The sequence below is a fragment of the Novosphingobium sp. BL-52-GroH genome (assembly GCF_044813085.1).
Lineage (GTDB): Bacteria > Pseudomonadota > Alphaproteobacteria > Sphingomonadales > Sphingomonadaceae > Novosphingobium.
The window spans coordinates 138,783-152,362 of record NZ_CP171152.1; the positions used below are offsets into that span (position 1 = coordinate 138,783).

Consider the following 13,580-nt stretch of genomic DNA (forward strand, 5'->3'; position numbering starts at 1 on the left):
TCCCCACGCGCCGCTCGCCGGCGTCAGGCGCGTCTCGCCAGTTCATCGGCCCGCAAGATGATTGCGACAAAATGATACCGCGCTGCGGCTTGTGGTCGACGAGAGGCCGAGGCAAGGGAGCGAACGGGGAATGGAACACTGAAAACCTGAACAAATGCTCTTGGCGGAGACTGCACTTGCGTTCCTTACCTCTGGTCAGCCTGGTGGCGTGCCTTGCCATGCCCGTGCCTGCCTTGGCTGCCGAAGCCGCGGCCCCGGTGATCGAAAAAGACGAGAACGGCGACGATCCTCTTGAAGTGAAGGGCGACGAGATCCTCGTCCTGGCGCCGCGCATCATCGGCCAGATCGACGTGCCGCAGCAGCCGATCGAGGTCTTCACCGAGGACGACATCGCCTCCTACGGTGTCAGTTCCATCGAGGAACTGCTCGACGCGATCAGCCCGCAGACCGGCAGCGGCCGCGGGCGCGGCGACGGGCGGCCGGTGATGCTGCTCAACGGCCAGCGCATCACCAGCTTCCGCGAGATGCGCAACATCCCGCCCGAGGCGATCCGCCGCCTCGAAGTGCTGCCCGAGGAAGTGGCCCTGCGCTTCGGCTATTCGGCCAACCAGCGCGTGGTCAACGTGATCCTCAAGGACCAGTTCGCGGCCGTCACGTCCTCCGGCGAATACAACCGCCCGACGCGCGGCGGCTACGACAACTACGAGCTGGAAAGCGGCCTGTTCAAGATCGCCGGCCCGCGCCGCTACAACGTCACCGCCAAGCTCGACGAGACCTCGATGCTCACCGAGGCGGAGCGGGGTATTGCTCAGGAGGCCTCGCGCACCTCGCAGATCGCGGGCGACCCCGACCCGGCGCGCTACCGTAGCCTGGCCGCCGCGGATTCCGAGCTGACGCTCGAAGGCACGATGACGCAAGGGTTGGGCGAGAACGGCCTCGCCGGCTCGATCACCGCGACCGGCGGCTATACCCGATCGCAGACGACCTCGCTCTCGGGGCTCGATACCGTCGAACTCGACTACGACGGCCAGACCCTGCGGCGCACGCTGCCCGACCCGCTGACCAGCCGCGCCGTCTCGGACACCTTCGAAGGTGGCCTGGGCTACAGCACGATGATCGGGCAATGGCAGTTCAGCGCCACCGCCAACGCCACGTACGTCGATGCCAACACCCGCGTCGACCGGCGGCGCGGCGATGACGACACCGCCGACTTGCGTGCCGCCGTCGCCTCGGGCGCGCTGGCGATCGACGCAGCGCTGCCCCTCGTTCCGGGCGCCGGGGTCGATGTCGCACGCACGCGGCAACTGACCTTGTCCAACCTCGCGACGCTCTCGGGCAAGCCGTTCCGGATGCCGGCGGGCGAGGCCAACCTGACCGTCAAGGCCGGCTATGACTTCGACCGCTCGATGAGCGAGGACACGCGCAACACTTTCGGCAACGTCACGCTCAAGCGTGGAGACGTGCTGGGCGGGGTCAACCTGGCACTGCCGCTGACCAGCAAGGGCGAGGACTTCCTCGGCGCCGTGGGCGACATCACGCTCAACTTCAGCGGCGGGCTGGACCACCTCTCGGACTTCGGCACGCTCAAGGACTGGAGCGCGGGCGTGACCTGGTCGCCCACCGGAACGCTGACCTTCCAGGCCAGCTACATCGTCGACGAGGCGGCGCCCAAGCTGACCCAGCTCGCGGCGCCCAACATCCTGACCTACAACGTCGCGGTATACGACTTCACCAATTCGACCACCGCGCTCGTCACCCAGACCAGCGGCGGCAATCCCGACCTGAAGAAGGAAACCCAGCGCGACTGGAAGATCTCGGGCCAGTGGAAGCTGCCGTTCCTGCAGCGCTCGAACCTGATCGTCGAGTACTTCCGCAATCGCTCGAGCGACGTGACGCAGGCGTTCCCGCTTCTGACCCCGGCGATCGAGGCGGCATTCCCCGGCCGCGTGACGCGCGACGACGAAGGCAACCTGATCGCCATCGACCGGCGCGCGGTGACGTTCGACGAAGTGAAGACCTCGTCGCTGCGCTGGGGCCTCAACCTGTCGGGCAGCCTCGGCGGTGCGTCGGGCTCCGGGGGAAGTTCCGCTGCCCCTCCTGGCGCCGGTCCGGGTAGGGGCGAGGGCTCCGGCTTCTCCCCGCGCGGATCGTCCGCCCCGCTGGCGCCCGTCACCGGCCCGGCCGGACCGATGCCCGGCGTCCAGACGCTGGGCGGGCAGGGGCCGAGCGGACAGGCTGGAGGCGGACAGGCAGACGGTGGGCGGCCCGGCTTCGACCCCTCGCGGTTCGCGGCGATGCGGGCGCAGCTCTGCGCTCCGGGTGCCGCCGCGCCCGACCTCTCGACTTTGCCCGAGCGCATGCGCGAACGCCTTGCAGGACCGGACGGCAAGGTGGACCCGGCCAAGCTCGCCGAGTTCAAGGCGCGCGCCTGCGCCGCCGACGGTACGGGTGCAGGCCAGGGTCCGGGCGGTGCAGGGCGGGGCAACTTCGATCCCGAGCGCTTCGAGCGCATCCGCACGGCACTGTGCTCGGGCGGCAGCGGCCCGCCCGACGTCGCCAGCCTGCCCGACCGCATGCGCGAGCGCCTGATGGGCGCGGACGGCAAGGTCGATCCGGCGAAGCTGGCCGAACTGCGCGAGCGCTTCTGCAAGGCCGAAGGCGCGCCTGCCGGCAACACGGCCGGGGGAAGCGGCAATGCCGCCTCCCAGCAACCCGGCGACGCGATGCGCGAAATGCGCTTCGCCGGCGGCCCACCGGCGGCCCCGTCCAGCGGCCCGGGCGGAACCCGCTCGGAAAGCGCCGGCGGACGTGGTCCCGGCGGCATGCGCGGTCCGGGCGGCGGCATTGGCCCCGGCGGGCCCGGTCGCGGCAGTCGCTGGAACCTTGCGGTCTACCACACCTGGCGCTTCACCGACACGATCCGCATCGCACCGGGCGTGCCGGTGCTCGACGAACTGGACGGCGATGCCATCGCGGCGGGCGGCGTGCCGCGCCATGCGATCGAGGCCGAGGGCGGGCTGTTCAAGAACGGCTACGGGCTGCGCCTCAAGGCCGAGTGGGAGGCCCCGGCGCACGTCAACGGCACCGGCCTGCCCGGCAGTTCGGACTTGCGCTTCGGCAGCACGTTCGACGTGGGGCTGCGGATCTTCGCCGACCTCGGCCGCAACGAGGCGCTGGTCGCCAGGATGCCGTTCCTCAAGGGCACGCGCCTGTCGCTGGTGGCCGACAACCTCCTCGATTCGCGCCAGAAGGTGACGGACGGCAGCGGGGCGGTGCCGATCGCCTACCAGCCCGCCTATCGCAATCCGCAAGGCCGGGTGCTGGGGATCGACTTGCGCAAGATGTTCTGATGCTTTCGCCTCAAAGCGAGTAGCCGCCGTCGGCCACCAGCACCGCGCCGGTGATCGTGGCGGCGGCGTCGGAGAGCAGGAACGCGATTTGCGCGGCGACTTCGTCGGCCCGGGCATAGCGGCCGAGCGGGGTCGCCAGCTTGCCCATCGCGGCGATGGCGGCCTCGCGGCTGCCGTGTTCGGCGGCAAGGTCGCGGAACATCGGCACTGCGTCCCAGATCGGCGTGTCGACCCCGCCCGGCGCGACCGCATTGACGCGGATGCCCAGCGGCGCGCCTTCCTTCGCGGCGACTTTCGCCAGTTGGATCACGCCGGCCTTGCTGGCGCCATAGGCGGCGGTGCCCGGCTCGGCCTTGATGCCGCTGACCGACGCGGTCATCACCACGCTGCCGCCCCGTGCACTCATGGCCCGCATCGCGCAGCGCAGCGAGAGCATCATGCCGTCGAGATTGGTCGCCAGGACCCGCCGCCACTGCGCGAAGTCGAGATCGACGATCGGTGCCGCCTGGGCGATCCCGGCGTTGAGCACGGCAAGGTCGAGCCGGGGACAGGCGCTCTCGATCGCGTCCCACAAGGCGGGATCGGCGACGTCGCCGGCGAAGCGCCGGGCCGGAACGGGCAGGTCGAGCGCATCGAGGGCCGCCTCGTCGAGGTCGACGAGCACGAACTCGCCAACGCCTTGCGCGCAGAGCAGCGCGACGACGGCGGCGCCGATACCGGATGCCGCGCCGGTGACGAGCGCGGTCTTTTCGGGAAGAGGGGGCATGGAAGTTCCCTGGCTATGACTTGGGCCGGATGGCGCATCGCCATCATCGCATGGACATCATCCGCAAGAAGCGGTGTCACTGGACCAAGTCGGGAACTCCTGTCGTCGACGGCCTGCACGGCTCGCCCGGCGATTATCGCGCGATCACGCGGCGTTGTCGATGCCCAGTTCGCTGAGCTTGCGGTAGAGCGTGGAGCGGCCGATTCCCAGGCGCCGCGCCACTTCGGTCATGCGGCCGCGGTAGAGGCCGATGGCGAGGCGGATGACGTCGGCCTCGATCTCCTCGAGCGGGCGCAAGTGGCCGTCCGGGGTGTAGAGCATGACCCCCGAGCTTTCCTGCATAGGGTTCCCGGTGACTGTGGGTGAACCTGTGCCAAGGATGTTGAGAAGCTGTGGAAAATCTTCCGCGGTCAGCGCGTCGCCGTCGCAGAAAACGGCTGCGCGGAACAGTACCGCCTGCAACTGGCGCACGTTGCCCGGCCAGTCGTAGGCCGCCAGCAGCGACAGCGCGCCGTCGGTCACGCCCAGTTCGCGCAGGCCCGGTTGCTCGCCGATGCGCGCCAGGAAATAGCGGGTGAGCGCGGGCAGGTCGCCGGTCCGCTCGCGCAGGGCGGGGAGGTGGACCTTGGTGGCCGACAGAGCTTCCAGCAGTTCGGGCAGGAAGTGCCCCTGGCTCACCATGTCGGCGAGCGGCAGGTTGCTGGCGGCGATGATCCGCACGTCGACGCGGAACGAGTGGCGCGCGCCGATCGGGCGGCAGTCGCCCTTGCGCACCGCTTCGAGCAGGCGCTCCTGGACCGAGAGCGGCAGGCTGTCGATCTCGTCGAGCGCGAGCGTGGCGCCGTCGCAGTGCTGCAAGGCGCCGATCTGGCGATCGAAGGCGCCGGGGAAGGCGCCTTTCTCGTGGCCGAACAGCACCGACTCGATCGAGTTCGCCGGCATTCCGCCCACGTTGACGATGCGCAGCGGCATGCGCGTGCGCGGGGATGCCGCATGCATCGCGCGGATCAGCATTTCCTTGCCCGAGCCGCTTTCGCCCTCGATCAGCACCGGCGAATGTCCCCGCGCCGCCTTGGCGGCCACGGCCAGCGCCTTGCGGAAGTTGGGAGCGGCGCCGATCATCGATTCGAAATCGGGATTGGCGGTCATCTTCTCGGTCAGCGGCGCGAGTTCGTCGCGCGGGGCCTCGCGAGTTGTCGCCGCCCGCAGCGCATGCATCAGGCGGTCGGGCGCGACGGGCTTGACCAGATAGTCGGTCGCGCCCGCGCGCATGGCCTCGACCGCGAGCAGCGGCGACGTGCTGGCGGTCAGCATGAGGATCGGCAGCGCGGGGCGCCGGGATTTCAGCTCGGCGATCAGCGCGCAGGCGTCGTCGCCGGGCACCCACTGGTCGAGCACGATCGCCGAAAGCTGCATGCCCTGCCGTGTCCCCAGCGTCGCGATCGCGGTTTCGGCGTCGCGCACGATGAGCGTGCGCCAGCCTTCGCGCGAAGCGAGCGCCGAGATGAGCCGGCTCTGCGCTGGCTCATCGTCGATGAGCATGAGAAGGCGTTGATCCAGTTCCGCCATTTTCCGTTGCTTTTTCGAGCCTCCTCGGGTTGAGCGAGCACCAATAGCGGCAATGGGTAAAGAGCGGATTAAGCGTGAACTTCGGGCCCGCGAAGCCTTTTCGTGACCCTTGTTGGGACTTCGTTCGGAAATGGCGTTGTCGTGCCTTTTCAATGGGCGGGTGGCGCGATGTCCGGTCGTCCGCGCAAGTCCGTGGCGAGCCTGTGGCGCCGTTCGCGGAAGGCAAGCTTGCCACTTGAGCACGCGTCGTGGCCCGGCTAGAGCATGGGCCGGAAAATTCGAACGGACAGGGGATACAGCAAGATGACTTCGAGCCACGACATCAAGGACGCGACCGCCACCTACAACGGCTTCATCAAGGCTGCGACCTGGGGCACGGCTTTCTGCATCGTCGTCGTGGCCGGCGTCGTCGCGCTCATCGCGTCCTGAGTCTTTGCGCCCCGCAGGTGCCGCGAAGGCATCCTGCGGGCATCGCTATACTGCGGGAATCCATGATGCGGACCGGCAGACGCTGCCCCGCTCGCCGCGCTACCAAGGCGGTATCCGAAAGTTGCCGATGACCCGCCTCGTCAAGACCGTCCTGCTCGTCGCCGGCCTTGCCGCAGCGCTCTGGTTCGGTGCGCACTGGTATGCCGAATACCGCGTGCGCCATGCCTTTGCGCAAGCCGGCATGAGCGACAAGGCGGCCGCCTGCATGGGACGCCGGCTGGTGAAGCATCTTTCGCTCGCCCAGTTGCAAAAGCTGACCGCGCTGCAGGAAGAAAAGCACACCGTTCACGGCCTGGTAAAGGCGGTGCGCCGCATGGACGACCCCCGGATCGTCGACGTGACGGGCACGTCGGCCCTCTTGTGCACGGCGGGATTTGCCCGCTAGAGCGGCTGCGATCCGATTGCATCGGAACAACCGATCCCGGCTTTTGCTTTGACGCTATCTCCGAGTCATCAGGTGATTCCATCTGACTGGAAATCGCTCTAGGGCAATCCCACTGCCATTCGTCGCACACGCGGAGACCGCGCGCTTGACCCTAGCTCCCTACGCTTCCGACCCGGCCCGTTCGCGCGGGCGCGAATTTTCCGTCGAGAACGGCCTCGCGCGCGGTGCCCGCAGCCCCTACCAGCGCGACCGTGACCGCATCATCCACTCGATCGCGTTCCGCCGCCTGCGCTACAAGACCCAGGTGTTCGTCGCGCCCGATGGCGACCACTACCGCGTGCGCCTCACCCACAGCCTCGAGGTGGCGCAGATCGCCCGCGTCATCGCGCGTATCCTCGGGCTGGACGAGGACCTGACCGAAGCGCTCGCGCTCGCCCACGACATCGGCCATCCGCCGTTCGGCCATGCCGGCGAGGACGCGCTGGACGCCGCGCTCCACAAGGCCGGCGGCTTCGACCACAATGCCCATACGCTGCGCACGCTGATGCGCATCGACAGCCCCTATTGCGAGCACGACGGCCTCAACCTCACATGGGAGACGCTGGAGGGCCTGGCCAAGCACAACGGCCCGGTGGCCGAGCCGACCTGGGCGCTGGCGCAACTGAACGAGGCCTACGACTTCGATCTGGGCACCCATGCCTCGCTGGAGGCGCAAGTGGCGGCGCTCTCGGACGACATCGCCTACGACAACCACGACATCGACGACGGCCTGCGCGCCGGTTTCCTCGACCTCGACGAACTGCTCGAGCAGCCTTTCGTCGCCGCGCACTGGGCCGAAGTGGAGCGCCGCTATCCGGGCGTGCCGATCGACCGGCAGCTCGCCGAACTGATCCGCAGCCAGATCGGCGTCATGGTCAACGATCTCGTCGCGCAGACCCGGGCCAACCTCGTGGGCATCGGCAGCGTCGAGGACGTGCGCCACGCCGGCCGCACGCTGGTCGCCTTCTCGCCGGAAATGGCCGAGGCCGAGCGCACCTTCAAGCGGTTCATGTACGACAAGCTCTACTACCACCCCGAACAGCTCGACACCGCCCGGCGCGCCCGCGCGGTGCTGGCCGAACTCTACGCCGCCTACTCGCAGGAGACGGTGCTGATGGAGGAAAGCTGGATCGACAACATGCCCCGGTTCGAGCCGGACCGCAGCCGCCACATCGCCGACTACATCGCCGGCATGACCGACCGCTTCGCCATCGCCCGCCATGCCGAGATCTACGGCCGCACCCCCGAAGGCCTCAGCAATGTGTAAACCCGTCCGGGGATGAGCGAGCAAGGGGGTATTCGCATCTGCCTGGTCGGGGCGACCGGGCTGATCGGTTCCGCGCTGATCGCGGAAGCGGTCGGGCGCGAGGGCGTGCGCGTGATCGGCGTCGGCCGACGCGAGGCCACGCTGCCGCGCGGCGCTCGTATGGAGATGCTGGTGGGCGAGCCGATCGACTGGCCGCAGCTCATCAGGGCGGCGCGCGCGGACGTGCTGGTCTGTGCGCTGGGCACCACGATCAAGGCGGCAGGCAGCCAGGAGCAGTTTCGCGCGATCGACCACGACCTCGTCCGCTTCAGCGCCGAAGCGGCGCGCGATGCGGGGATCGGGCACATGGTCCTGGTCTCCTCCGTCGGCGCCGAGCGGGGGAGCCAGAACTTCTATCTCAGCGTCAAGGGCGAGACCGAGGAGGCCCTGGCCAAGCTCGGTTTCCGCCGGCTCGACCTGCTGCGTCCCGGCCTGCTGCGCGGCGCGCGCGAGGAGCGGCGGCGGCTGGAGCGGGCCGGGCAGTTGCTCGCGCCGCTGGTCGACCGCTTCCTGCGCGGCCGCTTCACCCGCTACCGCTCGATCCGTGCCAGTCGCCTGGCCAAGGCCATCCTCGCCCTCGCTCACGAAAGGGCACAAGGGCGCTTCGTCCACGAACACGACGCGATGCGCCGACTGGCTCGACAATTCCGTTGATACCCTTGCGGTTGCCCGAAACCCGGCGTTGACTTGGCGGGAGGCCTGAACCAAGGCAGGTGAACTCGCTGACACGCGCGGGAGAGACCTTGCCGATTCGCCCGATGGGCGCGGCGGACAAGGCGCCGAAGGAGCAACCGCCCCGGAATCTCTCAGGCAAAAGGACCGCGCGGGGTCGACAGCGATACTCTGGAAAGTGCCCCGTCCTTCAAGGTCGTGGCCGCCGACGGTGTAACCCGGTCCGCCCCATGGGGATAGTGCCGGGGAAGCTCTCAGGTTTCCGTGACAGAGGGGGCACCGAAATGGTGTGCCATGCTTGTTGCGGAGTCGTGTCTTGAGCGAATACCCTGTTTCCGATGACCAAGACGGCGCCGAAGACCTCGCCCCGCTGACCCTGCCGCTCGATGCCTGGCATCGCGAGCAGGGTGGCCGCATGGTCGAATTTGCCGGCTACATGATGCCCGTCCAATACGAAGGCATCATGGCCGAGCACCTGTGGACGCGCGAGAACGCCGGCCTGTTCGACGTCAGCCACATGGGCCAGGTCTACGTCTCGAGCGAGGAGGGGATCACCCCCGACCTCGAAGCCGCCATCGAAACCGCGCTACCCATCGACCTGTCCACGTTGAAGCTGGGGGCGGTTCGTTATTCGCTGCTGCTCGACGATGAGGGCGGCATTCTTGACGACCTCATGGTCACGCGCTGGAAGACGGGGTTCTATCTCGTCGTCAACGGCGCGACCAAGTGGGACGATATCGGCACTTTGCGCGAGCTGCTCCCGGACGAGGTCACGCTCAACCATCTCGACGAAAATGCGCTGCTCGCATTGCAGGGCCCCAAGGCTTTCGCCGCGCTGGAGCGGCACGCCAAGGGCGACTATCCGCTGTCGGCGTTGACCTTCATGAAGGGCGGGCAGTTCACGCTGGGCGGCGTCGATGCCTGGATCAGCCGTTCGGGGTACACCGGCGAGGACGGGTTCGAGATCTCGATCCCGGCCGATGCCGCCGAAGCGGTAGCCACCCTGCTTTGCGGCGAGCCGGAAGTGAAGCCGATCGGCCTGGGCGCGCGCGATTCCCTGCGCCTCGAAGCGGGCCTGCCGCTCTACGGCCATGATCTCTCGCCGGAGACAAGTGTGGTGGATGCCGACCTCAGGTTCGCCGTCAACAAGCGCCGTCGCGTCGAAGGCGGCTTCCCCGGCGCCGACCGTGTCCTGGCCGACTTCGCGCAAGGTACTCCGCGCCGCCGTATCGGCCTGACTCTCGAAGGCCGCATGGCTGCCCGCGAGGGCGCCAATGTTTTCCAAGGCGATCAAGAGGTTGGGATCGTAACCTCAGGTGGATTCTCACCATCGCTGCAGCAACCCATCGCCATGGCCTACGTCGACGCGGGCCTCGCCGTCGAGGGCACGGCCCTTACCATCGAAATGCGCGGCAAGCGGCTCGACGCCAAAGTCGTGCCGATGCCTTTCGTCCCCCACCGCTATCACCGCTGAGGAGCGTTCCATGACCCGCTATTTCTCCGAAGACCACGAATGGATCGAAGTCGAGGGTGACCTCGGGACCGTCGGCATCACCGACTATGCGCAGGGCCAGCTCGGCGACATCACGTTCGTCGACCTGCCTGCCGAGGGCGCCGGCGTCGGCAAGGGCGATTCCGTCGCGGTGGTCGATTCGGTCAAGGCCGCCTCGGACGTCTACACGCCGGTTTCGGGCACCATCGCCGAAGTGAACGCCGCGCTCGCGGATGCGCCTGAACTGGTGAACACCGAAGCCGAAACCGGCGGCTGGCTGTTCCGCGTCACCCTGTCCGACGCCGCCGAACTGGGCGCCCTGATGGACGAGGCCGCCTACAAGACCTACGTCGACAGCCTCTGACCCCCAGATCCTCCCTGTCGCGAAGCGATGGGGAGGGGGACCGCCACCCCGGCCAAGGCCGGGTGGTGGTGGAGGGGCCGACTAGCCCTCCGTCAGCCCTGCAGGCTGCCACCTCCCCGTCGACTGCGTCGACAGGGAGGATTTGCCAAGACCTTCACTCGGGAACCCGTCCCTGATGCGCTATCTTCCCCTCACCGCGGCCGACCGCACCTCCATGCTGGAGACCATCGGCGCCGCCACGGTCGACGACCTGTTCGTCGACGTGCCCGCCGCCGCCCGCCTCGACGGCCCGATCGCGGGCCTGCCCGCCCACGCGAGCGAGATGGCGGTCGAGCGCCACATGTCCGCGCTGGCGGCCAAGAACGTGAGCGCGGGGTCCGCGCCGTTCTTCCTGGGGGCAGGGGCCTATCGCCACCACGTCCCGGCCTCGGTGGACCACCTGATCCAGCGCGGCGAGTTCCTCACCGCCTACACGCCGTACCAGCCGGAAATCGCGCAAGGCACGCTGCAGGTGCTGTTCGAGTTCCAGACCCAGGTCGCCCGCCTGTTCGGCACCGACATCGCCAATGCCTCGATGTACGACGGCTCGACCGCGTGCTGGGAAGCGATCCTGATGGCCGCGCGCGTCACCCGCAAGGGCCGCGCCGTGCTCTCGGGCGGCCTGCACCCGCACTATGGCGAAGTGGTGCGCACCATGGCCAAGTTCACCAGGGACGACATCGTCAGCCTCGCTCCCGAACTGACGGCGGAATCCGACGACGCGGCGATCATCGCCGCGATCGACGACAAGACCTCCTGCGTCGTCGTCCAGTACCCCGACGTGCTGGGCCGCATTCCCGACCTCGCCGCCATCGCCGAGGCTGCGCACGCCAGCGGCGCGCTGCTGGTCGCGGTCGTCACCGAGCCGGTGGCCCTGGGGCTGATCGAGGCGCCGGGCGCGCTGGGCGCGGACATCGTCGTAGGCGAGGGCCAGTCGCTGGGCGTCGGCCTCCAGTTCGGCGGTCCTTATCTCGGCCTGTTCGGGTGCCGCGAGAAGTTCGTGCGCCAGATGCCGGGGCGCCTGTGCGGACAGACGGTCGACGCCGACGGCAAGCGCGGCTTCGTGCTCACCCTCTCGACTCGCGAGCAGCACATCCGCCGCGAAAAGGCGACGAGCAATATCTGCACCAATTCAGGCCTTTGCGCGCTGGCCTTCAGTATTCACCTGACCTTGCTTGGAGGCGAGGGCCTGGCGCGGCTCGCCGCCGTCAACCACGCCCGCGCGCAGGCGACGTTCGAACGGCTGGCCCGCATTCCCGGCGTGTCGCTCCTCAACACCGCCTACTTCAACGAAGCGACGCTGATCCTGCCGCGCGACGCGCGCGAGATCGTTCGCGAACTGGCCGAGCGGCGGGTGCTGGGCGGCGTGTCGCTGGGGCGCCTGTTCCCGGTGGCGGACGGCCTTCACAACGGCCTGCTGGTCGCCGCGACCGAAACGACCAGCGACGAGGATATCGAGGCTTTCGCCCTCGAACTGGAAGCAGTGCTGGAAGGAGCATCGGCATGAGCGCAGTGAACGCAGGCGGATGGCGCCCGTCGATGGGCGAAGGTTCCGGCGATGCCAAATTCGCAACCTCCTCAGGTGATTACGGGCTGATGCTCGAAGAAGACCTTAGCTTTGAGCTGGGCTCGCCCGACAAGTGCGGCGTCGACCTCGACGCGGCCGACCGGGGGCCCGTCGCGGGTCTCGGCAAATTCCTGCGCAAGGCGGCGCCGGCGCTGCCGGGCCTGACCGAGCCGGAAACGGTGCGCCACTACACCCGCCTTTCGCGCCAGAACTACGCGATCGACCTCGGCCCGTTCCCGCTCGGCTCGTGCACCATGAAGCACAATCCGCGCCTCAACGAGAAGATGGCGCGCCTGCCGGGCTTTGCCGACGTGCACCCGATGCAGCCGCAGAAGACCATCGAAGGCGCGCTCGAAGTGATCGAGCAGCTTGCCGACTGGCTCATCACCCTCACCGGCATGGCTTCGGTGGCGATGAGCCCCAAGGCGGGCGCCCATGGCGAGCTGTGCGGTCTGCTGTGCATCCGCGCCGCGCTCGACGCGCGCGGCGAAGTGCGCGACGTCGTGCTGGTGCCCGAGAGCGCCCACGGCACCAACCCGGCGACCGCCGCCTTTGCCGGCTTCAAGGTCGAATCGATTCCTGCCACCCCTGCGGGCCGGGTCGACGTGGTGGCGCTCAAGGCCAAGCTGGGGCCGAACGTGGCGGGGGTGATGATTACCAACCCCAACACTTGCGGCCTGTTCGAGCCCGACATGCGCGAGATCGCCGACGCGGTCCACGCGGCGGGCGGCTATGTCTACTGCGACGGTGCGAACTTCAACGCCATCGTCGGCAAGGTTCGTCCGGGCGACCTCGGTGTCGATGCCATGCACATCAACCTGCACAAGACCTTCTCGACGCCCCATGGCGGCGGCGGTCCCGGTGCCGGCCCGGTGGTCTTGTCCGAAGCGCTGGCGCCGTTCGCGCCGCTGCCCTTCGTCACGCGCGGGCAGGACGGCTCGATCCATCTCGTCGAGGAGGAAAATGCCAGCGAAGGCCATGCGCAGGCGTTCGGCCGCATGGTCGCGTTCCACGGCCAGATGGGCATGTTCACGCGCGCCCTGACCTACATCCTCAGCCACGGCGCCGACGGCTTGCGCCAGGTCGCAGAGGATGCGGTGCTCAACGCCAACTACGTGCTGCGCTCGTGCGAGGACCTTTTGCCCGCGCCCTTCGCGGACAGCGGCCCGTGCATGCACGAGGCGCTGTTCAGCGACGCCGGGCTGGCCGAGGGCTTCTCCACGCTCGACATCGCCAAGGGGCTGATCGACGAGGGCTTCCACCCGATGACGGTCTACTTCCCGCTGGTGGTTCGTGGCGCGATGCTGGTCGAGCCGACCGAGACCGAGAGCAAGGCCGGCCTCGACCGCTTCATCGCCTCGCTGCGCTCGCTTGCCGAGCGGGCCAAGGCGGGTGACGAGAGCCTGCACTCCGCTCCGCACTTCGCGCCGCGCCGCCGCCTCGACGAGACTCTCGCCGCGCGCAAGCCCGTACTGGTGTGGCAGGGCGAGCCAGGCGCTGCGCGCACCCCTTCGCTGAGCGAGATCGGCGGGAGCTGACGGC

11 protein-coding genes and 2 riboswitches are annotated in these 13,580 nt (G+C 68.6%); of the genes, 9 read left to right on the forward strand and 2 right to left on the reverse strand.

Annotated elements, in window-relative coordinates:
* The first annotated feature begins 176 nt into the window (after window positions 1-176).
* A complete protein-coding gene (locus tag ACFFDA_RS13260) occupies window positions 177-3,350 on the forward strand; it encodes a hypothetical protein (RefSeq protein ID WP_404480924.1) in 3,174 nt (1,057 codons plus the stop codon).
* Window positions 3,351-3,360: 10 nt separating this feature from the next.
* On the opposite strand, the gene ACFFDA_RS13265 is transcribed toward ACFFDA_RS13260, so the two are convergent.
* Both ACFFDA_RS13265 and ACFFDA_RS13270 read right to left on the reverse strand, forming a co-directional pair.
* Window positions 3,361-4,116 carry an SDR family NAD(P)-dependent oxidoreductase gene (locus ACFFDA_RS13265; RefSeq protein WP_404480925.1) on the reverse strand — a complete coding sequence of 252 codons (756 nt, stop codon included), beginning with the start codon at window positions 4,114-4,116 and terminating at the stop codon, window positions 3,361-3,363.
* Between the two features lie 144 nt (window positions 4,117-4,260).
* On the reverse strand, window positions 4,261-5,685 hold the full coding sequence (locus ACFFDA_RS13270; protein ID WP_404480926.1) for a sigma-54-dependent transcriptional regulator: 1,425 nt from the start codon (window positions 5,683-5,685) through the stop codon (window positions 4,261-4,263).
* Between the two features lie 303 nt (window positions 5,686-5,988).
* Between ACFFDA_RS13270 and ACFFDA_RS13275 the strand changes: the two genes are divergently transcribed.
* The 8 genes from ACFFDA_RS13275 (at window position 5,989) to gcvPB (ending at window position 13,576) form a co-directional block, all read left to right on the forward strand.
* Entirely contained in the window at window positions 5,989-6,114 is a 126-nt protein-coding gene (locus ACFFDA_RS13275; RefSeq protein WP_404480927.1) for an aa3-type cytochrome c oxidase subunit IV, read from the forward strand.
* 127 nt (window positions 6,115-6,241) lie between these two features.
* Window positions 6,242-6,559, forward strand: a complete 318-nt coding sequence (locus tag ACFFDA_RS13280; protein ID WP_404480928.1) for a hypothetical protein — start codon at window positions 6,242-6,244, stop codon at window positions 6,557-6,559.
* Between the two features lie 145 nt (window positions 6,560-6,704).
* Entirely contained in the window at window positions 6,705-7,865 is a 1,161-nt protein-coding gene (locus tag ACFFDA_RS13285; RefSeq protein WP_404480929.1) for a deoxyguanosinetriphosphate triphosphohydrolase, read from the forward strand.
* Window positions 7,866-7,877: 12 nt separating this feature from the next.
* Window positions 7,878-8,558 carry an NAD(P)H-binding protein gene (locus tag ACFFDA_RS13290; protein ID WP_404480930.1) on the forward strand — a complete coding sequence of 227 codons (681 nt, stop codon included), beginning with the start codon at window positions 7,878-7,880 and terminating at the stop codon, window positions 8,556-8,558.
* Between the two features lie 68 nt (window positions 8,559-8,626).
* A riboswitch (glycine riboswitch) is annotated at window positions 8,627-8,736 on the forward strand.
* 1 nt (window position 8,737) lies between these two features.
* Window positions 8,738-8,857, forward strand: a riboswitch (glycine riboswitch).
* Window positions 8,858-8,892: 35 nt separating this feature from the next.
* A complete protein-coding gene (gene gcvT, locus ACFFDA_RS13295; protein WP_404480931.1) occupies window positions 8,893-10,050 on the forward strand; it encodes a glycine cleavage system aminomethyltransferase GcvT in 1,158 nt (385 codons plus the stop codon).
* Window positions 10,051-10,060: 10 nt separating this feature from the next.
* Window positions 10,061-10,432, forward strand: coding sequence for a glycine cleavage system protein GcvH (gcvH, locus tag ACFFDA_RS13300; protein ID WP_404480932.1), 372 nt, complete (start codon window positions 10,061-10,063; stop codon window positions 10,430-10,432).
* A 175-nt stretch (window positions 10,433-10,607) separates the two neighbouring features.
* Complete coding sequence (gcvPA, locus tag ACFFDA_RS13305) at window positions 10,608-11,978, forward strand: aminomethyl-transferring glycine dehydrogenase subunit GcvPA (RefSeq protein ID WP_404480933.1); 1,371 nt, start codon at window positions 10,608-10,610, stop codon at window positions 11,976-11,978.
* Complete coding sequence (gene gcvPB / locus ACFFDA_RS13310) at window positions 11,975-13,576, forward strand: aminomethyl-transferring glycine dehydrogenase subunit GcvPB (RefSeq protein WP_404480934.1); 1,602 nt, start codon at window positions 11,975-11,977, stop codon at window positions 13,574-13,576. Before gcvPA ends, gcvPB begins: the two co-directional genes overlap by 4 nt.
* The last annotated feature ends 4 nt before the right edge of the window (window positions 13,577-13,580 follow it).